Raw genomic sequence first — 23,241 nt, forward strand, 5'->3', positions numbered from 1 at the left:
CATCTCGGCATGTCGGGAAGCCTGCGTATCCTCAGCGGAGATCTGCCGGCGGAAAAACACGACCATGTGGACCTGGTGATGAGTAACGGCAAGGTCCTGCGCTATACCGATCCGCGACGCTTTGGCGCCTGGCTGTGGACTAAAGAGCTGGAAGGGCATCCGGTGCTGGCGCATCTGGGGCCGGAGCCGCTGAGCGATGAGTTCAACGCCGATTATCTCCAGCAGAAATGCGCGAAGAAGAAAACTGCGATCAAGCCCTGGCTAATGGATAACAAGCTGGTGGTCGGCGTGGGTAATATCTACGCCAGCGAATCGCTATTTTCGGCGGGTATTCACCCCGACAGGCTGGCCTCTTCGCTGTCGCGCGAGGAGTGCGAACAGCTGGTGAAAGTGATTAAGCTGGTCCTGCTGCGCTCCATTGAACAGGGTGGGACGACGCTGAAAGATTTCCTGCAAAGCGACGGTAAACCGGGTTATTTTGCCCAGGAGCTGCAGGTGTATGGCCGCAAGGGCGAGCCGTGCCGCATTTGCGGGACGCCGGTTATCGGCAGTAAACACGCCCAGCGGGCGACGTTTTATTGTCGCCAGTGCCAGAAATAATATGCGGTGGTTGCGGTGAACCCGGCTCGCGCTGCGCTTAGCCGGGCTACGCGTCCGTGCGATTTGATTGGGTAGCCCGGACAGATGCGCAGCATCGCCTGCGGGAAGAGACCCGATGGCGCAGGATTACAGTTTCTTCAGCAGCGCCTGGTGAACGTTTGCCGGCAGAAAGTGGGAGACGTCGCCCTGGTGGCGCGCCACTTCTTTTACCAGCGAAGAGGAGATAAACGACCACTCTTTGCACGGCATCAGAAACACGCTCTCCAGCGTCGGCATTAAATGACGGTTCATATGGGCCAGCTGCATCTCATATTCAAAATCCGCCACCGCCCGCAGGCCGCGAATTAAAATGTTCGCCTGCTGCGCGCGGGCAAAATTGGCCATTAAATCGCTGAAGCCAATAACCTCAACGTTGACCAGATGCGCCGTTGCCTGGGTGGCCAGCGCGATGCGCTCGTCGAGAGTGAACATCGGCTTTTTGCTCGGGCTGGCGGCGATAGCCAACAGCACCTTATCGAACATGCTGGCCGCGCGAGTGACGATATCGATATGGCCGTTGGTGATAGGGTCGAAGGTTCCCGGATAGATCGCTTTTGTGCTCATAATGACACTTTCTCCGAGTAGCCGCGGCTCAGGGCCCACAGCTCGGTGTATTTATTAAACGTGTATTGCGCGTTGACCACCGCCAGTAGCCAGCCTTGTTTCCCATCCAGAATGCCGCCGCGCAGCAGCAGCGTTTTCACAAAGGCGCCCAGCGTATGGCCGAAGATAGCGGCCAGCGAGGTCTTTTTGCCTCTCTGATGGCGCTCCTGCGCCCAGGCGGCGGCGTAGGCCAGCTGCTTTTGCTGAAAGCCGGAGAAATCACGGCAGGTCAGATGCAGCAGATCGCCCGCGAGCTCGATAACCGGCGCGCCTCGGGCATCGAGAGATTCGTGGACCAGATTATCGTTATAGCGGTAACGGCCGCGTTCGTACAAGCGCATCACGCGATCGGGATACCAGCCGCTGTGGCGCATAAAGCGGCCAAGAAAATAGTTGCGCCGGGCAATGCTGTATATTGCGCCGGTTTGCGGCGCGGCCAGCACGCTGCGGATAGACTGCGCAAGCTCCGGAGTGACGCGCTCGTCGGTATCGATCATCAGCACGTAATCGCCGGTGGCGTAGTCCTGGGCGCGCTGGCGTTGAATACCGTAGCCCTGCCAGTCGCGATTGACATGCACCTGAACGCCCATACTGCGGGCTAATTCGACGGTGTTGTCGCTGCTGCCGGAATCCAGCAGCACTATCTCATCGGCCCAGCTTACCGACGCCAGACAATCAGGCAGCAGATCCGCCGCGTTTTTGGCGATCATCACGACCGAGAGTCGAGGCGACATTAGTGGCTCCGCTGCGGCAGATAGGGTTGGAGTAACTGTAGCAGGCGGGAGAGGGCGCCCTGGTTTTGATGCAGGACTTCCACCGCGTGACGACCATACCACAGACGGTAATCTTCATCGGTCAGCAGGTTTGACACCTCCGTCACCAGCGAGTCGGCGTCGGTGACGGTAATCAGTCCATCGTCCTGCTGCAGCTTGGCGCAGATATCTTTGAAGTTAAAGGTGTGCGGGCCCATCAGTACCGGTATCGCATGAGCAGCGGGCTCCAGCGGGTTATGGCCGCCGCGCTCCACCAGGCTACCGCCGACAAACGCGAGGTCGGCAATACCGTACAGCAGCATCAGCTCGCCCATGGTATCGCCAATCACCACCTGGGTACTGTTCGACGGGATTTCGCCGGTACTGCGCAGGGTGTAGCTCATTCCCGCTTTCTGCACCATCTCGCGGGCGTCGCCGAAGCGCTCCGGGTGGCGCGGGACAAGGATCAGCAGCAGGTTGGGGAAACGCTCCAGCAGCTGCTTATGCGCCTGAAGAATAATTTGTTCTTCGCCGTCGTGGGTGCTGGTGGCAATCCATACCTGGCGGTGCGGCGCCCACTGGCGACGCAGGGTGATAGCGCGAGCGGCCAGCTCCGGCGTGACTGAAATATCAAACTTCAGGCTGCCGGTGACCGCCAGTTGATTGCGTTTCAGGCCAAGGGCGATAAAGCGGCTGGCGTCTTCTTCATTCTGTGCGGCGATAAGGGTAATGCGGCTCAGCAGCCGACGCATAAATTTGCCCAGTTTGGCATAGCCTTTCGCCGAGCGTTCGGACAGCCGGGCGTTGGCGATAACCAGCGGAATTTTGCGTTTATGCAGCGTGGCGACCATGTTCGGCCACAGTTCGGTTTCCATGACGATAACCAGCTTTGGCTGAACGGTATTGAAGAAGCGGTTCATTGCGCCGGGAAGATCGTAAGGCAGATAGACGTGATGGACGTCTTTACCGAAAGCGGACATCGCGCGTTCGGAGCCGGTTGGCGTCATGGTCGTGACGGTGATCGGCAGATAGGGGTAGCGGTGGCGTAGCGCGCGCACCAGCGGGATAGCCGCCAGCGTTTCACCCACGGAAACGGAATGCAGCAGGATGCCACCCGGTTCTACCTTGTTCTGGCAGAAGCCATAACGTTCCTTCCAGCGTTTACGATAGGCAGGGGCCTTACGGCTGCGTAACAGCAGTCGCAGCCACACCAGCGGCTGAATGAGGTAAAGTAGGGCGGTATAAAGCAATTCCAAGCGATTTATCCGTATTTATGTTTTTGCGGGCAAATTCTAAGCATTTAACCCGCGTAAAGCTATCTCTTTGGCGGAAACTAAGGGATTCAGTATTAAGCCGCGTCGCGATAGCGCTTGATGCGCAGATAGCGGCGTCCAAGACGCCAGCGTAGACGGAACGTATGGGCATTTTTCCAGATCAGGCTCCAGATACCGCGGTCAAAGAACTCTTTAATGATAATATGCTTTTTTGACTCATCTTTCATGCTATCGAAGGTATGAATAATTCCCAGCCCCTCTTTAGCGATCTGCCAGCGGCAGGCGGAAATATTGCGAACCTTGTCCGGATAGCGCTGGTTGATGGCGTCCAGCATCTCAAGAATCTTCATATAGTGGCGCGCTGAGCGCATCAGCGTATCGTCATTGTCCGGCTTATGCGACACCGATTCCGAATGGATGTAGTAATCGTAGAACTGCTCGCTGGTGTACTGCACGCGTTCTGCCGCCAGCAGCACTTCCGTGGTCCAGGGAATATCCTGATGACGCAGGCCCGGCTCAAAATGGAAGCGGTGATCCGCGATAAACTCGCGGCGGTAAATATTGAGCCAGGTGACATGCAGGAACTTACGAGAATCCAGCGCCTGTTTTAACCAGACGTGGCCGGGCAAAACGCCGGTCGACTGTAGCCGGTCCAGCGGGAAAATAGGATGGATATCTTTTTTTGTCTCGTAGACGTAGCGGCCGTTGCAGGTGGCGACGTCAAGATTGCCCTTTTCCGCCATTTCCAGAAGCGTACGGTACATGCCCGGGTAAAGCTTATCGTCGATATCCGGAAAGGTCAGGTATTTACCGGTCGCCGCGGCGAGCCCGGTATTGCGCGCCACCGACACGCCCTGGTTTTCCTGTTCCAGTACGAGCACGTTTTGCAGGCGCTCTTTCCACTGGTCGATAACCGCAAGGCTACCGTCCGTCGACCCGTCGTTCACCAGGATCAGTTCATAGCTTTCCAGCTGCTGTTGCTCAAGGCACTCAAAGAATTGCGCAAGGAATTTTTCGCCGTTATAGACGGCGGCTACGATGCTTAGTAAAGGCGTTTGACTCATAAATCATTCGATCCTGGTTGAATAACGGCGTCAGGCGCTGCGCAGCTGACGATACTGCTGACAAATCGATGCTACGCTGAATTTCTCCAGCGCCGAGGCGTCGATGGCAGGGGGGCTATGGTAAATGCTTTGCATCGTCTGAGCCAGCGCCGGGCTGTTGAGATCCGCCAGGCCGCGCGACAGCTCGCCGGTGAGGATCTCGGTCACGCCGCCCGGGCAGCGGGTGCTGGCGACCGGCGTATCCAGCAGCAGCGCTTCAACCACCACGTTGCCAAAACCTTCGCTATCGGAGCTCAGGACCAGCATCCGCGCGCCTTTGATCCACGGCAGCGGATTTTTCTGGAAGCCTTTAAACAGGACGCGATCGGCAACCTGTAGCTGCTGCGCCAGCTGGCGCAGGCGCTGCTCTTGTTCCGGTTTTCCCTGTCCCAGCAGCACCAGCGGCGCATCGATACCGCTTTGCGCATACGCCTCAATCAGGCGGTCGTGGCGTTTACCGGGATGAAAGCGGCCCACGTGAATAATATAGTCGCCGTCGGGTCGCTGGCTGGGCTCTTCAGCCGCTGCGCGCAGCGCGGCGATATCAAACGGGTTATAGATGGTTTTCAGCTGGGCCGGGCGAATGGCGAACTGCTCGACCAGATCTTGACCTACGGCATCGGAGACGGTGACGACGTTGCGTCCCTGGTAAACGCGTCCGATCTTCTGCTGCTTCAGCCAGCGGTCAAAACCGGTGCGATGGCCGAGATAGGAAGTAGAGAATACGCCGTGCAGGCAATACCAGACGTTTCGCCCGTTCAGCAGGCGGCTGCGGGAGACAATGCGATCAGTTTTATGCAGATTCGAGAGCACCAGATCGAAGCGGCCCTGCCGTTCTGCGCTATCGATGGCCGCATCAAGCTGGCGCGCGCGCCGGGAGAGTTCCGTCAGTTTGCGCCACGGTTTGCGGCAGCGGTCGGCGATGACCTGATAATCCAGTCCTTCCGGCAGCGGATAATCGCAGACGTCGCGCAGGGAAAAAAGCGATACCTGTTCCCCCTGGCTGAGAAAGTGCGCCGCCAGCGTCAGCACGACTTTTTCCGCGCCGCCGCCGGGCAGGCCGTCGATAACAAACAATATGCGCATCGTTATTTCACCAAATCCTGATAAAGGGAGAGCAGCTGCGCCGAGAGGCGTTCGCTGGTGCAGGCCATGATGCGCTCGCGGGCGCGTTCGCCTTCCGCGGAGCCTAACGCCCGGGCGGGAAGGGCGCTAACCGACTCCTGCAGGGCCGGGATATCCAGCGCATCGCAAACGTAGCCATTGCTGCCCTGAACAATAAACTCCGCGCCGCCGCAGCCGGTAGTGGTAATGACCGGCAGGCCGCAGGCCATCGCTTCGAGAATAACGTTGGGGAACGGGTCGTACAGCGTCGGCAGCAGCAGGCCGTCGGCCATCTGATAGAACGGCAGGGTTTCCGACTGCATGCCGAAAAAGCGCACCCGCTCCTCGCAGTTCAGCGTTTTCGCCAGCTGCTGATAACGACTTTGCTCTTTATCTTTGCCCACTACCAGCAGGTAGCGGTTGGTCGGCGCGATGGCGCGGATCGCCGCATCCAGCCCCTTGCGCTCAAAGCCGGAGCCGACGTAAATCAGGCAGGTCGCCTGGAGCGGCAGATTCCATTTGGTACGCAGCGCGACAAAGGCCGCTTCCGTCGGCGGCAGAAAACGCTGGTTATCGATGGCGTTATAGATAACGTGGATTTTTTCCGCCGGCAGGCCGAAGTCTGCAATAATCTCGCGTTTAATCATCTCCGCGTTGCAGATAACGCCGCGCAGGTGCGAGTCCTGGTACATTTCGCGCTCGGCCTGCATTACATAGCGATGGTAGCGATCGGCAAACAGCAGGCGGCTTTTCCAGCCGGGCAAAATGCGCGAGCGCTGCTGCAGCCAGCGGCGGTGTACGCCGTCTCCGGCGCGGTACAGGTCGCAGCCGGGGATACGCTCATGGCTTTGTACCAGATCGAAGGCTTCGCGCTGCCACAGCTGGCGGGCGGCGTCGGCAAACCCACGCTCGCGGCTGATCCGCCCCCACTTGCGCGGATTGCAGATGTGGATGTTCCACTCGGGCTTCACCGGCCCCTGCCACTCGCGGGTGATGACGTTCAGCTCAAGGTCGCTGTCGTCGAGGGCCTCCAGCGCGCGGGAGACAAATCGTTCCGCGCCGCCGTCCGGGCGATACTTCTGGCGTACCAGAGCCAGCCTGAATTTACTCATGCCAGTACCTTTTTCGCCGCCGCGATAACCGCGTCGGTGGGGATTAAATCGAGATAGCGTTCCTCGGTGTTGGTATCTATGTCGTCAGGATCGGGAATCGAGCCGAAATCACCCGCCCAAATTACCTCACCCTGCGCCTGCCATGGACGCCAGAAAGTGAGCTTGGAGGGGCCGAATAGCGCCACCAGCGGTGTGCCCAGCGCGGCGGCCATATGCATCGGCACGGAGTCGACGCCGATAAACAGGCGGGCATGGTCGATGAGAGACGCCAGCTGGCGCAGGGTGAGCTGCCCGGCGAGGGAGTACAGGCGAGCATTGGGACAGCCCGTCATAATCGCGTCGATCATCTGTTTCTCTTTGGCGTCGGGGCCGGAGGTCAGCACGACCGGATAGCCTGCCTCAGAAAGCGCGTTTATCAGGGCGCTCATCCGCGCTTCGCGCCAGCATTTAAAGAACCAGCGGGAGGTCGGCTGAATGACGATATAGTTGTCCTGAAATCCTTCCGGTAGCAGCGCGCGGCTGGCGAGCCAGTCCTGTTCGCTGTAGCCCATCGTTGCCGGCGCATCATCAATATCCAGCCCAAGCGGCGCCAGAATCGACAGATTCTGCTGTACGGTATGCAGCTGGTTGTGCAGCTCGGTTGAGGCGAGGGCGGTATGGCAAAAACGCCAGGCCGGATGACGACGCTTCGGAAAGTCAAAGCCGATGCGGGTGGTCGCCCCGGTCAGTTTAGTGATAATCGCGCTGGGCCACTGATCGGCAAGATTGAGCACCATATCGTAGCGCTGCTGGCGGAGCGTGCGGATCAGCTGCCATTCCATCTTGAGCTGATGGCCGGTGCCCTGTTTTTTCCAGCGCCGATCGATACCATAAATATGGCGGATCTCAGTATTCGCTGCGAGCATATCCCGGGTTTCTTCATAAAGCAGCACATCCACGCAGGCGGCGGGGTATTGCTGTTTTAGCGCGTGAATAAGCGGCGTTATCAATAACATATCGCCATGATGGCGAAGCTTAATAACCAGGATTCGCGCCGGGTTCACGCGGCCGGAAGTGCGGGTTTCAGGCGTCATTCTCTGTTCTTCATTCAGGGTCAGGGCTCCGATTCTAGGGGATCAGATAGATTGAGAGAAGCCTTGTCTTGCTCTACCATGACCCGATACGTATGGCCTGAGGACGTTTTCGTGCACAAACCCGCATTTCTCATCACGATTGATACAGAGGGCGATAACCTCTGGCAAAAACATGACAGCATCACCACCGAGAATGCGCGCTATTTACCGCGTTTTCAGCAGCTTTGCGAAAAGTATGGCTTCAAACCGGTTTATTTGACCAACTATGAAATGGCCATCGACCCGGTTTATATCGAATTCGCCAAAGATGTGATTGCCCGGGGGACGGCGGAAATCGGCATGCATCTGCATGCCTGGAATAGCCCACCGACCGACCCGCTTACCGATGACGACTGGCGGCATAAACCGTATCTGATCGAGTACAGCGATACGGCGATGCGTGCCAAAGTCGACTATATGACCCGTCTGCTGGAGGATACCTTCCAGACTAAAATGGTCAGCCATCGCGCCGGACGCTGGGCGTTTGACGAGCGCTACGCGCGTCTGCTGGTGGAGTATGGCTATCTGGTCGATTGCTCGGTTACTCCCAGGGTGAACTGGAAAACGGCGAAAGGCGCGCCGCAGGGTGACGGCGGTACCGATTATCGTCACTTCCCGCAGTACGCCTACTTTCTCGACGAGAACGATATTCGTCGTGAAGGCCAGTCGTCGCTGCTGGAAGTGCCAATGAGCATTCAGTACAAGCATTCTGCGTGGATGAATAGCCTGAAGCAGGGTTACGATCGCCTGCGCGGCAAAGTCCGCTCGCCGTCGGTACACTGGCTGCGTCCGATGGGCGGCAACGTGGAGACGATGAAAAAAGTGGTTGAACAAACGTTGACTCAGGGTAATGACTACGTCGAATATATGCTCCACTCTTCTGAGTATATGCCTGGCGGCAGCCCGACGTTTAAAAACGAGCAGGATATTGAGCGCTTATATGCCGATCTGGACGCTTTTTTCAGCTGGCTGGCACCGCAGGTGAAGGGAATGACGTTGGCGGAATATTACCAACAGAAACGCGCACAGCGATAAAAGATCACAACCAGGTACCGTATGCGTATCGTGAAGCAGTTCACGCGGAAGAAAAATGCCTTCTTCCGCGAAATTAAATTTAATTTAATTAACTATCGTTACAGAAATAAAAGCGCACGCCAGCCTTTTAATCCCGCGAAGATTCAGCATGTTTTATTATTGCGCCTGGATGACAAAGTCGGGGATATGGTCGTGACGACCGGCTGCGCAAAGCTTTTGGCCGACCAGGGCTATAAGGTGTCTGTTCTTACCGGGCCTGTCTGTAAACAGATGCTTGCCGGTGCGGATTTTCTTGAGCAGGTCTATTTATATCAGCCGCGGATGCCCTTAAATGCGCTGCGTGCGGTGGGATTTGACGCGGTCGTTGATTTTGATGATGTTAAAACCTACGAACGTTTTAAACTGCTCTCTGATTTGCGGCCTGGCTGCGTTATTGGTTTTAATAAACAAGAATATAAGCTTTACGATCACTCCATCCCTTTTTTTGACAGCGCCAGGCATATTTCCGCCCGCTACAAAGAAGTGGCCAGGCTATTTGGTATAGAACACGATCGTTACCACTATCATCTGCCCGGCGATCTTCACGAACGGGAAAGAGTTAAGCTTTTACTTAATCAGGAAAAAGCGCGCGCGCTCTGTATTGCGATCAACCCGTTTACCGCTTCAACGGATAAAGACTTTTGTCATCACCAGGTGGCGACTCTGATTGACCGCCTGCATACGCTTCCGTATGCCGTGAGCGTCGTCATGGTTGGGCATAGCGAAAAAATTCGCCAGCTAAATCTGGATAAAGCGCTATATCTGCCTGATAGCAATATTAATTCAGCGGTAGAGATCGTTCGCCAGTGCGATCTGGTGATTACGGCGGATACCGCCATCGTGCATATTGCCCGCGCGTTCGACAAGCCCATGGTGGCGGTTTACAACAAACGTAAGCTCAAAGATACCGGTTTGCCGGGCTATACTATTTGGGCGCCGGGTTATGACAAGGCCAGACAGATTGTCTGTGAAGAGACCCACGTCGCCGACATGACGATTGACGCCGTCTGGCCGGTGATTAAAGCGCAGGCGGACGACCTGGTTGCCTCTCGCGAGCAGACATAAAAAAGGCCCGTAACGGGCCCTTTGCTTAGCGTTTCGCCTTCAGGCTGCCGCTCAGCGCAATACCCAGCGGTAGCCAAAACAGCGGCCAGGTTTCGCGAGGATTGCTGATGATAAACATGCCCTGCGAAGCCATAAAAATCAGCGCATAGATAAAAATCGCCAGTCCGTAGCGGCCATCCTGCTGTTTGCGCCATGCCTGCCATAGCCCTCCGGCAATCACCGCCAACAGCAGCGCCAGACCAATGATGCCGCCTTTCAGCAGGGCGCCAAGATAGACGCTGTGGGTGGTGGTGATATGTTCGCCGCTGTAGTTGGTAAAGTTCAGCTCGTAGTCAAAACCTCGCCCCAGCCACGGCTGGCTGGCCACTTCCTCGATCGTATGATGCCAGATGCTGATGCGCAAACCGCTTTGCGTCCCCAGCTCCTCAAAGCGCGCCAGCAGCAGGTCTCCGGTGGGGGTGAAGAAGAAAAGCAGTCCCAGAATCATCGCTAACGCGGCGACAATCAAGATATTACGGCGGGTAAAGACGTGCAGATGCAGGGTGCAAACAAACGCCACCAGTAGGGCGATAATCGGGCCGCGGCTTTGGGTCAGAAATAGCATCACCAGCATGATAGCCATCGGCACATACAGAAGGTGGCTGCCTTTTTCTTTCAGCAGCATGGCGCAAATAAGAACCCCAATACCGCAATAACCCGCCAGGTCGATAACGTTGGTCGGGCCGGGATTATCCGGCGACACCAGGCGCTCCTTGAGGACCAGGGTGAAGTCGATAACCATCGTCCAGATAGACAGCACCGCGATCCCGGCCACGATGCTCAGCAGCGTCAGATGCCGGGTGCGAGGATGGCCAAGTAGCGTTGTCAGCAGCAGAAGATAGAAAATGGTATAGGTGCCGTGGGTCAGAGGGGAATCGATATGCTGCGGCGTCTGGCCCCAAATATTGCTTAGCGCATAGTACACGCAGAATACGACCAGCAGACCATAGACCGGCCACTGCTGGCGCAGGTTCTCCGCTAATGCCCGGCGGTTGTCTGTGTTCAGCTGTGAAAGCAAAAACAGCAAAATGGATAAATGAAGAAGGTTATTTGCGCGAGTTGATACGCAAAAAATAGCGCTAAAAAACAGAAACAAAGGAAAGAAAATGGTGTAACCCTGTCTGGCGTAACTACTGATTTTTAAAGTACTCATCAAATGAAACCTTTTCGAAAATCGTTTCCGGAACCGCGCTTTCTAAGGAGAAGTTAACGACCCGAATATGGTTTTGTTGCAGCACGTTGGCAGCGTGCGAAAAGGACGGCATGACCAGGTCATCCACCTTATTTGCCAGCCAGGAGGGGAGTTTATCCTGTTCCGTTTCGTAGAATCGCGGCTGGTTGAAATTGCTCATATCCAGCCCGCTTATCAGAATAGTTTTAAATCCCAGCCACATCAGAATTTGCAGAGCCCAGTAGACCACGGTACCGGCATCAAAAATGCCATGGCGGATGTCGGTGCTAAAGCAAATATCCTGCCTTTGCGGATGAAAGCGTAGCGCGGTGACGCCGCGCCAGACCTGCTGTATCGCGCTTCTCGGGACTTTAGGCTGGTAAATTTTATAACAGGCGTCTTCAATTAATGCCAAACGACAGCGAAGCGCTGAGCCGTGGCGGTCGAGGATTTTGGCAATGCCATGCATGGTGGTGAAGAGTACGATGTCCGGTTGGCTAATCACCGCACGAATAATGTCCGGTTTTTTATCGTAAAACTCCATGTCCACAATGGTATAGAGCGAAAATTTAATTTTATCAGAGAGATGCCACGCGCCATTCACCCCCATCACCGGGATGCTTTTCGGCAGCCGCGTAAAATCGATGCTACGCGTAGAGGGACCGGTTGCCGTCAGCAGCACTTCGCCCTGAGCGCTATCTTTTAGTTCGCTGAGGTTGACCAGCGGGACCGCTTTTCCTTTGTATTTCAGGGTGCGGATTTCACCGCTTGCCGCGCGGGTGATATGGGTAAACGGCCAAAGATTTTCGTTATGGCGAAAGGCTCGTCGATGCGTGTAGCGATAGATCTGCTTAAATAATGAACCCATTAAGCCAGTTCCTGAGATTTCAACAGTTGCAGAATCCGGGAGGCGGCAATATCCCCCGTGCTGTTGCCGCTTTCCGGGCGCACGACATACTGGTTTTTACCGTAGCCGCCAATCAGCCCCGGATCGGTCGGGCCGTACAGCGTGAAGTTCGGTTTATCGAGCGCGGCGGTGAGATGGCTCAGTCCGGTATCGACGGAAACCACTCCGCGCGCGCCTGCCAGCACCTGGGCCACCTGCTCCAGGCTCATACGCGGCAGGACGTCGACAAAATCGTGCCCATCCGCCAGGCGTCTGGCCCGCGCTTCTTCATGGGGGGCGCCCCACGGCAGTTTGATACGCACGCCGCTGTCGGCAAGCAGAGCGATTAGCGCTCGCCAGTTCTCTTCCGGCCAGTGTTTATCATCCCGCGTTGTGGCGTGGAGAAATACCAGATAGGGCACAGCGGAGGCGTCGGCCTGGCGCAAAAAATGGCGAGCGATAGCGTAGTCGCCCTGGGTTTCCGGCTTCGCGTAGCCAAGGCTTTTAGCAAACAGCTCGCGGGTGCGCTCAACGGCGTGCTGCTGTTTGGCGATATGGTGGCGACGGTTATAGAACAGGCTCGCCAGCGGTTCGCGAGCGGTCTGCCAGTCCATACCGTGCTTAACGCCGCGGGCCAGTCGGGTGACCAGCGCGGCGCTCTTCACCAGCCCCTGGGCATCAATGATGGCGTGGTACTTTTCCGCCTGTACGGCGTCGCGAAATGCCTTGCGTTCGGCTTTAACGGGCGCGGAAAACCACGCTTTGCGCCAGCGACGAATCGCCACCGGAATGACCCTGTCGACGGTCTCATGCCAGGAGGGGATCTGTGCGAAGCCCTCTTCAACCACCCAATCGAAACGAATGCCGGGAAAGGCCAGCGCGGCGTCGCTCAGCGCGGGCAGCGTATGCAGCACGTCGCCCATGGACGAGGTTTTTACGATCAATACCCGCATCCGTCAGGCTTCCTCTTGTTCCGTTTTTTCCAGCAGCAGGTCGTTTAATTCTTCCAGTACGCGCTGCGGCGTAATGTCGATCAAACTCTGATGATAGCCTTCGGCGGCGTCGCCTTTACGCACTTTGTGGTAGCCGCTGATCAGGCGGATAACGCGCGCTTTGTGCGACAGCGGAGGGGTGAAGTCCGGGCTACTTGGCCCATAGAGCGCCACCAGCGGACGATCCAGCGCCGCGGCAACGTGCATCAGGCCGGAATCGTTGCTAACCACCGCTTTACAGGCGGCGATCAGAATGACGGCCTGCTCAAGCTGAGTTTCCCCGGCCAGGTTGCGGCACCATGCCTGCTGCTCAGTCGTGAGCGCGGCAAGGATTTCATTACCCGCTTCATGATCTTTTGCGGAACCAAACAGCACGATTTGAAAGCCTTCATCGATCAGCTGTTTCGCCAGCTCGGCGTAGTGATAGTGCGGCCAGCGTTTTGCCGGGCCGAACTCTGCGCCTGGGCAGAAGCCGATTATCGGGCGCTCGGCTGAAATATTAAATGCGCTACAGGCCTGCGATTTTTCGCCTTCATGCACCTGCAGCTGCGGCCAGAGCAGCGGCTGCGGCAGATCTTTCGCGCAGCGCATCACGCCTTTATCGTATGCGAGACCGACGTAGCGTTCGACCATCAGCGGCCAGGCCGCTTTATCCAGCTTACGGGCATCGTTCAGCAGGCCGTAGCGCATCTCGCCGAGCCAGCCGGTGCGATGCGGGATACCGGCGAAAAACGGCACCAGCGCCGATTTAAACGAGTTCGGCAGCACGTAAGCGCGATCGTAGCGACGCTCGCGCAGGCTGTGCCCAAGCTTGCGCCGTTCGCCGATTTCCAGCGCGCCGTGGCCGAGCGGCATCGGGATCGCTTCGTTGACTTCCGGCATGCGCGATAGCAGCGGACGGCACCATGCTGGCGCCATCACGTCGATTATCGCCTGGGGATAGCGCGCCCTGAGCGTACGATAGAGACTTTGCGACATCATCATGTCGCCCACCCATGACGGGCCCACCACCAGTATCTTCATTCATTTCATCCTTCAAGCTGTCTCTGCGTTGGCTGCCTTCGTTCACTTCAGTCACATCGATATCCTATGTTCCTGAAGATTCGCTCAGTTGCTGCCTTAATACCGCCCGAATGATTTTATGAATTCGCATGATTGTCGCGATTGAGCCAGGCCATATATTCCGTTACGCCTTCGGCGACGGTCTTGAACGGTTTATCATAGCCCGCTGCGCGCAGGTTAGTGAGATCCGCCTGGGTAAACGCCTGATAGCGGCCTTTCAGCTTGTCCGGGAACGGAATGTATTCGATGCTGCCTTTCTTATGATAAGCCAGCGTTGCGTCTGCAACGGCCTGGAAAGACTCCGCGCGGCCGGTGCCAAGGTTAAAGATGCCGGAAACGCCGTTTTCCCAGAACCACAGGTTTACTGCCGCGACGTCGCCGACGTAGACGAAGTCGCGCTTGAAGCCATCGCTGCCTTCGAACAGTTTCGGACTTTCGCCATTATTCAACTGAGTGTTCAGGTGGAACGCGACGCTGGCCATGCTGCCTTTATGACCTTCGCGCGGCCCGTAGACGTTGAAATAGCGGAAGCCGACGATCTGCGAATTTGCTTCCGGCAGGATCTGACGGACGTATTCATCAAACAGAAACTTGGAGTAGCCGTAAACGTTGAGCGGCTGTTCGTATTCGCGGGATTCAATAAAGTCGCTGGTGCGGCCGCCGTAGGTCGCGGCGGAAGAGGCGTACAGGAACGGGATTTCACGCTCCAGGCAGTAGTGCAGCACCTCTTTGGAATACTGATAGTTGTTATCCATCATGTACTTGCCGTCCCACTCTGTAGTGGACGAGCAGGCGCCTTCATGGAAAATGGCGTCGATATCGCCGAACTCCTCGCCCGCCATAATTTGGATCAGGAAGTCTTCTTTATCCATGTAATCGGCAATGTTCAAATCCACCAGGTTGATGAATTTAGTACCGTCTTTCAGATTATCTACGACCAGAATGTCGGTAATGCCTTTGTCATTCAGCGCCTTAACGATATTGCTGCCGATAAAGCCTGCGCCGCCGGTAACGATGATCATAACTGTAACCTTTGAAGTGGGTAGTCCAGAGACAATCCGGACATGAATACTCCTATCATATCACCACATCGGAAAGGCTTCAGCCATTCGCCGATAAGGTGAAGAGGGTCTCGTGATTTATGCTGCAAATAATTCATGCAGTAATGCATCATCTCGTATCAGCGTATAGCTTTAGGTAATATGTGCCAAATTTTGCCGAATCTGGAGAGTTGCAATGCGTGGTGATTTCTACAAACAGTTAACCAATGACCTCGATACCGCGCGCGCGGAAGGGTTGTTTAAAGAAGAGCGTATTATTACTTCGGCGCAGCAGGCGGATATCACCGTCGGCGGTAGCCAGGTCATTAACTTCTGCGCCAATAACTATCTGGGTCTCGCGAACCACCCGGATCTCATTGCCGCCGCGAAAAGCGGTATGGATAGCCACGGTTTTGGCATGGCCTCCGTGCGCTTTATCTGCGGCACTCAGGATAGCCACAAAGCGCTTGAGAAGAAGCTGGCGGATTTTTTAGGCATGGAAGATGCGATTCTGTACTCCTCCTGCTTCGACGCCAACGGCGGACTGTTTGAAACTCTGCTCGGCGCAGAGGATGCGATTATCTCCGATGCCCTGAACCACGCGTCGATCATCGACGGCGTGCGCCTGTGTAAAGCGAAGCGCTTCCGCTATGCCAACAACGACATGCAGGAGCTGGAAGCCCGTCTGAAAGAGGCGCGTGAAGCCGGCGCGCGTCATGTGCTGATCGCCACCGACGGCGTGTTTTCGATGGACGGCGTGATAGCCAACCTGAAAGGCGTTTGCGACCTCGCGGATAAATATGATGCGCTGGTGATGGTCGATGATTCTCATGCTGTGGGTTTCGTAGGGGAAAACGGCCGCGGTTCCCATGAGTACTGCGACGTGATGGGCCGCGTTGACATTATCACCGGTACGCTGGGTAAAGCGCTGGGCGGCGCGTCCGGCGGCTATACTGCCGCGCGCAAAGAAGTCGTCGAGTGGCTGCGCCAGCGCTCGCGTCCGTATTTGTTCTCCAACTCGCTGGCTCCGGCGATTGTCGCCGCTTCGATCAAAGTGCTGGAGATGGTGGAAGCCGGCAGCGAACTGCGCGACCGCCTGTGGTCGAACGCGCGCCTGTTCCGCGAAAAAATGACTGCGGCAGGGTTTACCCTCGCGGGCGCCGACCACGCCATTATCCCGGTAATGCTCGGTGAAGCCACCGTGGCGCAGCAGTTCGCGCGCGAGCTGCAAAAAGAAGGTATCTACGTCACCGGATTCTTCTATCCGGTGGTTCCAAAAGGCCAGGCGCGTATACGTACCCAGATGTCTGCGGCGCATACCCCTGAACAAATTGAACGTGCGGTGGAAGCCTTTACCCGCATCGGTAAACAACTGGGCGTCATTGCCTGAGGGTGTGAGATGAAAGCGTTATCCAAACTGAAGGCGGAAGAAGGCATCTGGATGACCGACGTACCGGAACCGGAAGTCGGCCACAACGATCTGCTGATTAAAATTCGCAAGACCGCGATTTGCGGTACCGACGTGCATATCTATAACTGGGACGAATGGTCGCAAAAGACCATTCCGGTACCGATGGTTGTGGGCCATGAATACGTTGGCGAAGTGGTGGGTATCGGTCAGGAAGTTCGCGGCTTTAAGCTGGGCGACCGCGTTTCCGGCGAGGGGCATATCACCTGCGGCCACTGCCGTAACTGCCGCGCCGGCCGTACGCATCTGTGCCGCAATACGACGGGCGTCGGCGTGAACCGTCCGGGCTGTTTTGCCGAATATCTGGTGATCCCGGCGTTTAACGCTTTTAAAATTCCGGACAATATCTCCGACGATCTGGCATCGATTTTTGACCCGTTTGGCAACGCTGTACATACCGCGCTTTCATTCGACCTCGTGGGTGAAGACGTACTGGTTTCCGGCGCAGGCCCCATCGGCGTGATGGCGGCCGCGGTGGCGAAACACGTTGGTGCGCGCAACGTCGTGATTACCGACGTTAACGAATATCGCCTGGAACTGGCGCGCAAAATGGGCGTCACCCGGGCGGTGAACGTGGCGAAAGAGAACCTTAACGATGTGATGGCCGAGCTGGGCATGACGGAAGGCTTCGATGTGGGCCTCGAGATGTCCGGTGCGCCGCCGGCGTTCCGCACCATGCTCGATACCATGAACCATGGCGGGCGCATCGCCATGCTGGGTATTCCGCCGTCGGATATGTCCATCGATTGGACCAAGGTGATCTTCAAGGGGCTGTTTATCAAAGGGATTTATGGTCGCGAAATGTTCGAAACCTGGTACAAGATGGCCGCGCTCATCCAGTCCGGCCTCGATCTGTCGCCGATCATCACCCACCGCTTTGGCATTGATGATTTCCAGCAGGGCTTTGACGCGATGCGCTCCGGCCAGTCTGGCAAAGTTATTCTCAGCTGGGATTAACCTGCTCCGAATTTGAGCTTAAAAAAGCGCCTGCGGGCGCTTTATTTAGAGAGCTGACTTCCACTTTTCTGATTTTTAATCCACTCCGCACTTTTTCTAAATCGCTTTCTCACCTATTCGTTTATACAGTCAGTTTAATCGCAGTTTAACCACACAAATACTATGCTTAAACTCTCTGTATGCTTATTGACCTGTAATTCATCCCGCTTATTACGGGAGGTTTTACCACCTTTGCTTAAGGTGGCCGATGAATTTATCGTCATCGACTCAGGCAGCACGGATGCCACGCTGCAGATTTGCCAACAGTTCGGGCTCACCGTTCACCATCATCCCTATACTTCTCACGGCGCGCAGATGAACTACGCGACCTCTCTGGCCTGCCACGATTGGGTGCTGTGTATGGATAGCGATGAGATTCTTGACGACGAAGTGGTGGCGGCTATTCTGGCGCTGAAGACGGGGGACGATCCCGACCCGGCCCGCGCCTGGCGACTGCCGCGTTACTGGTTCGTACTGGGCGAGGAGGTTCGCACCATTTATCCGGTATCATCGCCGGATTTCCCGGTTCGCTTGTTTAATCGCTCCGTCGCCAGGTTCAACGATCGGCCGGTAGACGATCAGGTCGTGGGCTTTCAGCACTCCAGCAAGCTACCGGGCTTCGTGCGTCACGACACCTTTTACTCCCTGCATGAGGTGTTTAATAAGCTCAATAGCTACACTACGCGGCTGGTTAAATACCAGAAGATCAGGCCATCTCTCGCACGCGGAGCGATCAGCGCGATTGGCGCTTTCTTTAAATGGTATCTGTTCAGCGGGGCCTGGCGAAAGGGTAAGGTGGGCGTGGTCACCGGGCTCTATGCGACCTTTTATAGCTTTCTGAAATACTTTAAAGCCTGGTATGCCCATCAGGATAAGCCGGAATCCGCGGCGGATAAACGCCGGGACTCCAGGACGGTTTAGTTGGTGGGGGTATCCCAGCCCTGCCACTTCAGCTGGTAATACTGCACCAGCGTACTCTTGCTGATGCTTTCGCTCAGAATGGTAAAGAAGCGGCTGGCGTTGATCGGCTCCGGAGGGCGCTTAGATTTGCACTGCTTCACGCCACGGAACGGGTTGCGCGGCGGCTGTTTCGGCGGCGGGGCAGCGTTCGGCGTTGAGGTGTCCACCTGCGGCTCGTTGAGCAGGCTGCTCGGGTGAACCAGGGTGATATCCGGCGGCAGGTTATACACCATCTGCTGCAGCACGCGCACCGTCGTCGGGTGCGGGTGGCCGATAGCAATTGCGGATCCGTTGCGTCGCGCCAAAGCGATGGCGCGGTTGAACTGATAGCGAATATCCGCTTCGTTTTGGGTATCGTCGAGGAAAACCTTACGCTTAATCACCTTAACGCCGGTGCCCTGCGCCGCCCGCATGGCCTGGGTATTGCCGATGGTGACGCTATCCAGAAAGTAGAGATTGTAGCGCTCAAGCGCCTGCATCACTTTCTGCATACCGAAGAGATTCGACGTCATGGCGCTGCCCATATGGTTATTCAGCCCCACGGCGTACGGAACCTTACCGTAGGCTTCTCGGATAATGCGTTCTATCTCGCTGCTGTTCATCTCCGGGCGGAGGGTATCTTTTTCCAGCGGCTGTTTACTGATCGGCGCCATCGGCAGGTGAATTAGCACCTCGTGGCCGAGATTATGCGCTTTCGTCGCCATTTCGCGGGCGTGGGGCGCATTAGGAAGTACGGCAACGGAGATCGTCGCTGGCAGCGCCAGCACCTGATTTTCCGTTTGTGGGCGATAGCCAAAGTCGTCGATAACAATGGAGAGTTTGCCGGCAAAAACCGGCGACGCCATAACCAGCGTACTGGTTACCGCGAGTGCAATTCTGCGAAATTGAAGCAAAACTTATCTTCCCAACCACGGCTGTGGATTGACCGCCTGACCCTGGCGGCGAATTTCGAAATAGAGCGACGGGCGGCCCTGACCGCCGCTGCTGCCTACGAGAGCGATCGGCTGGCCCGCCCGGACCTGAGTGCCGACGCTGACCAGCGCGCTTTGGTTATAGCCGTAAAGACTCATGTCGCCTTTGCCGTGTTCAACGACCACCACCAGGCCATAGCCCTGCAGCCAGTCGGCAAGAATAACCCGACCATCGGCAACGGCTTTGACCTCGGTGCCTTCAGACGCAGCGATAACCATCCCCTTCCAACGTAGTTCACCTTGCAGCTGTTCGCCATAGCGATGGAGAATTGAGCCGCGAACCGGCCAGAATGCCTGGCCTCGCGGTGAACCAAGCCCGCCGGTGCGAGACATCAGCGAGCGTTCGCTTTCGGTAGGTTTGTAGGTGGTGCCTTTACGTGAGGCTTCCTGCTGGCGATTGCGTACGTCCTGCGCTTCGCGGGCTTCGCGATCCGCTCGCGCTTTGGCCGCCGCCGCCGCCTGGGCGATACGACCGCGCAGGCGTGATTCGTTAGCCCGCATTTCGCTGAGCTGCTGCTGGCCTTGCTGAATAGAGGATTCAAGGCTGGCGAGGGTTTTTTTACGCTCGTTGCGCGCCTGCTCCAGCTTGCTCTGCTGGGCGCGCTGCTCGTACACCAGGGTTTGCTGCTGGCTCTGTTTCTCTTCCAGCATGGATTTTTGCACCGCCACGTCTTCGCGAGTTTGCTTGAGCTGGGCGATGGTTTCCTGACGCGCCTGATTCAGATAGCCAAAGTAGGCCTGCAGACGCTGATTACGCTGCCCCTCTTCGCCGCTGAGGATCATCTGGATGCCGGTGTGCGGCCCCTGACGAAACGCGGCATCGAGCTGGGCGGAAAGGTTGCGCTCCTGCGAGGCGCGCTGACGCTCCAGCTTCGCGAGCGCGGCGTTCATTTCGTCGATCTGCTTATTTAGCTGGTTCAGCGTTTCCTGGGTTTCGCGCAGCTTGCGCGCGGCGGCGGAGATGGCCTCCTCCTGCGCTTTAAGCTGGGCAACCAGGGAAGCACGCTGCTGCTGCTGCTGTTTAATCGCCCGCTGTTTAGCGGCAATGTCGGCCTGAATGGATTTAAGCTGGTCGCGATCGTCGGCGTGAGCAGATGCGGCGCACAGCAATACGCCAGCGCTAAGCGCGCTGGCGTAAAGGACGGATCGAACTGCCGTTGCGATCCATGTAGTTGAATAAGTCGCCTTTCCCCTCATGGGGAAGGATTATTCCACGATGAACAGCGGCTTGCCAGTCATCTCTTGCGGGATTTCCATTCCCATCAGCGTCAACATGGTCGGCGCGATGTCGGAAAGTTTGCCGCCGTTGACCGCTTTGACGTTTTTATCGCCAACGTAAATCAGCGGAACCGGCAGGTTGGTGTGCGCGGTGTGCGCCTGGCCAGTGGCCGGATCGCGCATCTGCTCGGCGTTGCCGTGGTCTGCGGTGATCAGCAGCTGTCCGCCTACGGATTCAACGGCTTTGCTCACCTGGTCGATGCAGTCATCCAGCGCTTCGACCGCTTTAACGGCGGCTTCCATCACCCCGGTGTGGCCAACCATATCGCCGTTCGGGTAGTTACAGATGATGGTGTCGAACTGACCGCCCTTGATGGCGGCAACCAGTTTTTCGGTCAGCTCAGCGGAGCTCATTTCCGGCTGCAGATCGTAGGTTGCGACCTTCGGTGAATTGATCAGAATGTGCTCTTCGCCTTTGAACGGCTCTTCAACGCCGCCGTTGAAGAAGAAGGTGACGTGAGCGTATTTTTCAGTTTCGGAGATGCGCAGCTGGGTTTTGTCATTTTTCGCCATCCATTCGCCGAAGGTGTTCACCAGAGATGCCGGCGGATAAGCACAGGCGACTTTAATGTCTGCGGCGTACTCGGTCAGCATGACGAAATCGAGGTTAACCACTTTCTTACGGGCAAATCCGTCGAAATCGGCGTTAACGAAGGCGCGGGTGATTTCGCGAGCGCGATCGGCACGGAAGTTCATGAAAATCAGCGCATCGCCGTCTTCCATGGCCGCATCGGCCTGGCCTTCAGCGCGAATAACGGTTGCTTTTACGAATTCATCGTTTTCATCGCGCGCATAAGCGGCCTGCAGGCCCGCAACGGCGGTATCGGCCTGGAACTCGCCTTTCGCCAGAGTCATCAGATCGTAAGCCTGCTCAACGCGATCCCAACGGTTGTCGCGATCCATGGCGTAGTAGCGGCCAATGATTGAGGCGACGCGGCCCTTGCCGAGTGCGGCAAATTTGTCTTCGAATTTCGCCAGCGTCTTTTCAGCGCTGCGCGGCGGGGTATCGCGGCCGTCGAGGAAAGCGTGCAAATAGATTTTATCCGCGCCGCGTTCGGCCGCCAGCTCCACCATCGCCATGATGTGGTCTTCGTGGCTGTGGACGCCGCCCGGAGACATCAGGCCCATGATATGCACGGCTTTGCCAGCGGCAACGGCTTTATCCACCGCGCCGGTCAGTACCGGGTTGGCGAAGAAGGTGCGTTCTTTGATTTCAACGTCCAGGCGGGTCAGGTCCTGATACACGATGCGGCCCGCGCCGAGGTTGACGTGGCCCACTTCGGAGTTACCCATTTGACGATCCGGCAGACCGACTTCCAGGCCTGACGCATCAATCAGAGTATGCGGACGTTTTGCCCACAGTGCGTCCATAACAGGGGTTTTGGCGCTGTAAATAGCGTTATCCTGCTGGTCTTCACGGTAGCCATAGCCATCCAGAATCACCAGTACCATAGGTTTTTTAGAAACCGACATTGCGACAACCTCATGCTCAAAGACAGAAAATTTGCGTAATTTTACTACAGCTGAATCGATCAAATCACCGTAAAAGATCAAAGAAAGAGGGCGGCCAGAGCGCATCGCCGCGGCGAGAGCGGTTTTTTTTCGTGACGGGCCGCAGAAAATACATTACATCGCGCTCACTGGCTGTATTTGCCGCAATGCACAGGTATACTCCTTCCCTGGTTTTTTTCTCACTTAGTCGGGAGTTGTAACCCCCCATGCAAGAAATTATGCAATTCATCAGCCGTCACCCCGTCCTGAGCATCGCGTGGGTCGCGCTGCTGGCGGCGGTGCTGTTCACCACCTTTAAAGGGCTGATGTCGAAAGTTAAAGTCATCACCCGCGGTGAAGCGACGCGCCTGATCAACAAAGAAGATGCCGTGGTTGTCGACCTGCGTCAGCGTGACGATTTCCGCAAAGGTCATATTGCGGGTTCTATTAACCTGCTGCCGAGCGATATCAAAGCAAATAACGTCGGCGAGTTGGAAAAGCACAAAGCACAACCCATTATAGTAGTAGACGGCTCAGGTATGCAGGCGCAAGAACCCGCCAGCGCGCTGAACAAAGCCGGTTTTGAAAAGGTCTTCGTACTGAAGGAAGGCATCGCAGGCTGGAGCGGCGAGAACCTTCCGCTGGTACGCGGTAAATAATTTACCCGCGTCTTTATGGCGTAGTGCGGTTTCCCCTGTGCCGGCGATTCGCCAGCGGGGGAACATTGCCTGCGGTGTAAAACCCTCGGGGGTAAAAACAGGAGTGAAGTCATGGCCAATATTGATATCTATACCAAAGCGACATGTCCGTTTTGCGTGCGTGCGAAAGCCCTGCTGAACAGCAAGGGCGTCACGTTCAACGAGTTGCCTATCGATGGCGATGCTGCAAAGCGTGAAGAGATGATTCAGCGCAGCGGTAGGACGACGGTTCCGCAGATTTTTATTGATGCGCAGCACATTGGCGGCTGTGACGACTTGTATGCGCTTGATTCACGTGGTGGACTCGATCCCCTCTTGCGCTAATTTTTTGCGCTCATCTCCATTGGACGG

Annotated in this window: 23 protein-coding genes; 8 read left to right on the forward strand and 15 right to left on the reverse strand. The window is 56.5% G+C overall.

Annotation, left to right across the window (positions count from 1 at the left end; translation table 11 throughout):
- Window positions 1-600, forward strand: a 600-nt coding sequence (mutM, locus tag IAE27_RS14675; RefSeq protein WP_200092602.1) for a bifunctional DNA-formamidopyrimidine glycosylase/DNA-(apurinic or apyrimidinic site) lyase, incomplete at its 5' end; no start/stop codon positions are given.
- Between the two features lie 126 nt (window positions 601-726).
- Here mutM and coaD read toward each other — a convergent pair.
- The 7 genes from coaD to rfaQ all read right to left on the reverse strand — a co-directional run bounded on the left by coaD (window position 727) and on the right by rfaQ (window position 7,660).
- Entirely contained in the window at window positions 727-1,203 is a 477-nt protein-coding gene (gene coaD, locus IAE27_RS14680) for a pantetheine-phosphate adenylyltransferase (RefSeq protein WP_004106901.1), read from the reverse strand.
- Complete coding sequence (locus tag IAE27_RS14685; protein ID WP_004106899.1) at window positions 1,200-1,976, reverse strand: glycosyltransferase family 2 protein; 777 nt, start codon at window positions 1,974-1,976, stop codon at window positions 1,200-1,202. The genes coaD and IAE27_RS14685 overlap by 4 nt, the downstream gene beginning before the upstream one ends.
- Window positions 1,976-3,250: a lipid IV(A) 3-deoxy-D-manno-octulosonic acid transferase gene (gene waaA / locus IAE27_RS14690; protein WP_070556427.1), complete on the reverse strand. Its 1,275-nt coding sequence runs from the start codon at window positions 3,248-3,250 to the stop codon at window positions 1,976-1,978. The genes IAE27_RS14685 and waaA overlap by 1 nt, the downstream gene beginning before the upstream one ends.
- A gap of 92 nt (window positions 3,251-3,342) precedes the next feature.
- Entirely contained in the window at window positions 3,343-4,332 is a 990-nt protein-coding gene (locus IAE27_RS14695) for a glycosyltransferase (protein ID WP_004106893.1), read from the reverse strand.
- A gap of 30 nt (window positions 4,333-4,362) precedes the next feature.
- Window positions 4,363-5,457: a glycosyltransferase gene (locus IAE27_RS14700; RefSeq protein WP_004106890.1), complete on the reverse strand. Its 1,095-nt coding sequence runs from the start codon at window positions 5,455-5,457 to the stop codon at window positions 4,363-4,365.
- Between the two features lie 2 nt (window positions 5,458-5,459).
- Window positions 5,460-6,587, reverse strand: coding sequence for a glycosyltransferase family 4 protein (locus IAE27_RS14705; RefSeq protein WP_004106887.1), 1,128 nt, complete (start codon window positions 6,585-6,587; stop codon window positions 5,460-5,462).
- Window positions 6,584-7,660 carry a putative lipopolysaccharide heptosyltransferase III gene (rfaQ, locus tag IAE27_RS14710; protein ID WP_070556423.1) on the reverse strand — a complete coding sequence of 359 codons (1,077 nt, stop codon included), beginning with the start codon at window positions 7,658-7,660 and terminating at the stop codon, window positions 6,584-6,586. Before rfaQ ends, IAE27_RS14705 begins: the two co-directional genes overlap by 4 nt.
- 111 nt (window positions 7,661-7,771) lie before the next feature.
- On the opposite strand from rfaQ, the gene IAE27_RS14715 reads away from it, so the two are divergent.
- Both IAE27_RS14715 and IAE27_RS14720 read left to right on the forward strand, forming a co-directional pair.
- Entirely contained in the window at window positions 7,772-8,734 is a 963-nt protein-coding gene (locus tag IAE27_RS14715) for a polysaccharide deacetylase family protein (protein ID WP_154022829.1), read from the forward strand.
- A gap of 21 nt (window positions 8,735-8,755) precedes the next feature.
- Window positions 8,756-9,838 (forward strand): glycosyltransferase family 9 protein, encoded by a 1,083-nt coding sequence (locus IAE27_RS14720; RefSeq protein WP_070556419.1) that lies wholly within the window; start codon window positions 8,756-8,758, stop codon window positions 9,836-9,838.
- Window positions 9,839-9,863: 25 nt separating this feature from the next.
- Here the strand turns inward: IAE27_RS14720 and IAE27_RS14725 are convergent, their stop codons facing one another.
- From IAE27_RS14725 to rfaD, 5 genes are all read right to left on the reverse strand, one after another.
- Entirely contained in the window at window positions 9,864-11,030 is a 1,167-nt protein-coding gene (locus IAE27_RS14725; protein ID WP_004116425.1) for an O-antigen ligase family protein, read from the reverse strand.
- Complete coding sequence (locus IAE27_RS14730) at window positions 11,008-11,916, reverse strand: hypothetical protein (protein WP_004106872.1); 909 nt, start codon at window positions 11,914-11,916, stop codon at window positions 11,008-11,010. The genes IAE27_RS14725 and IAE27_RS14730 overlap by 23 nt, the downstream gene beginning before the upstream one ends.
- Window positions 11,916-12,887: a lipopolysaccharide heptosyltransferase RfaC gene (rfaC, locus tag IAE27_RS14735; protein ID WP_004106870.1), complete on the reverse strand. Its 972-nt coding sequence runs from the start codon at window positions 12,885-12,887 to the stop codon at window positions 11,916-11,918. The genes IAE27_RS14730 and rfaC overlap by 1 nt, the downstream gene beginning before the upstream one ends.
- Window positions 12,888-12,890: 3 nt before the next feature.
- Window positions 12,891-13,949 carry an ADP-heptose--LPS heptosyltransferase RfaF gene (rfaF, locus tag IAE27_RS14740; protein ID WP_016807661.1) on the reverse strand — a complete coding sequence of 353 codons (1,059 nt, stop codon included), beginning with the start codon at window positions 13,947-13,949 and terminating at the stop codon, window positions 12,891-12,893.
- A gap of 116 nt (window positions 13,950-14,065) precedes the next feature.
- Window positions 14,066-15,010, reverse strand: coding sequence for an ADP-glyceromanno-heptose 6-epimerase (gene rfaD, locus IAE27_RS14745; RefSeq protein WP_004106868.1), 945 nt, complete (start codon window positions 15,008-15,010; stop codon window positions 14,066-14,068).
- A 214-nt stretch (window positions 15,011-15,224) separates the two neighbouring features.
- Here rfaD and kbl point away from each other — a divergent pair, with 214 nt between their 5' ends.
- From kbl to IAE27_RS14760, 3 genes are all read left to right on the forward strand, one after another.
- Window positions 15,225-16,418: a glycine C-acetyltransferase gene (kbl, locus tag IAE27_RS14750; RefSeq protein ID WP_004116405.1), complete on the forward strand. Its 1,194-nt coding sequence runs from the start codon at window positions 15,225-15,227 to the stop codon at window positions 16,416-16,418.
- Window positions 16,419-16,427: 9 nt separating this feature from the next.
- On the forward strand, window positions 16,428-17,453 hold the full coding sequence (tdh, locus tag IAE27_RS14755) for an L-threonine 3-dehydrogenase (RefSeq protein ID WP_004855475.1): 1,026 nt from the start codon (window positions 16,428-16,430) through the stop codon (window positions 17,451-17,453).
- A 162-nt stretch (window positions 17,454-17,615) separates the two neighbouring features.
- Window positions 17,616-18,413 carry a glycosyltransferase family 2 protein gene (locus tag IAE27_RS14760; protein WP_070556413.1) on the forward strand — a complete coding sequence of 266 codons (798 nt, stop codon included), beginning with the start codon at window positions 17,616-17,618 and terminating at the stop codon, window positions 18,411-18,413.
- On the opposite strand, the gene IAE27_RS14765 is transcribed toward IAE27_RS14760, so the two are convergent.
- From IAE27_RS14765 to gpmM, 3 genes are read right to left on the reverse strand one after another with little or no spacing between them, the layout of a single operon-like run.
- A complete protein-coding gene (locus IAE27_RS14765) occupies window positions 18,410-19,345 on the reverse strand; it encodes a divergent polysaccharide deacetylase family protein (protein ID WP_187326143.1) in 936 nt (311 codons plus the stop codon). The two genes, IAE27_RS14760 and IAE27_RS14765, sit on opposite strands and share 4 nt — an antisense overlap.
- Before the next feature lie 3 nt (window positions 19,346-19,348).
- Window positions 19,349-20,620, reverse strand: a complete 1,272-nt coding sequence (gene envC, locus IAE27_RS14770; protein WP_004106857.1) for a murein hydrolase activator EnvC — start codon at window positions 20,618-20,620, stop codon at window positions 19,349-19,351.
- Window positions 20,621-20,629: 9 nt separating this feature from the next.
- Window positions 20,630-22,174, reverse strand: a complete 1,545-nt coding sequence (gene gpmM / locus IAE27_RS14775; RefSeq protein WP_200092605.1) for a 2,3-bisphosphoglycerate-independent phosphoglycerate mutase — start codon at window positions 22,172-22,174, stop codon at window positions 20,630-20,632.
- Window positions 22,175-22,419: 245 nt separating this feature from the next.
- On the opposite strand from gpmM, the gene IAE27_RS14780 reads away from it, so the two are divergent.
- The gene (locus IAE27_RS14780) at window positions 22,420-22,851 is read left to right on the forward strand and encodes a rhodanese-like domain-containing protein (RefSeq protein ID WP_004106853.1); all 432 of its coding nucleotides are present in this window, start codon (window positions 22,420-22,422) and stop codon (window positions 22,849-22,851) included.
- A 111-nt stretch (window positions 22,852-22,962) separates the two neighbouring features.
- Complete coding sequence (gene grxC, locus IAE27_RS14785) at window positions 22,963-23,214, forward strand: glutaredoxin 3 (RefSeq protein WP_004106850.1); 252 nt, start codon at window positions 22,963-22,965, stop codon at window positions 23,212-23,214.
- Window positions 23,215-23,241 lie beyond the last annotated feature (27 nt).

The organism is Klebsiella sp. S69 (assembly GCF_016516145.1).
Lineage (GTDB): Bacteria > Pseudomonadota > Gammaproteobacteria > Enterobacterales > Enterobacteriaceae > Klebsiella > Klebsiella oxytoca.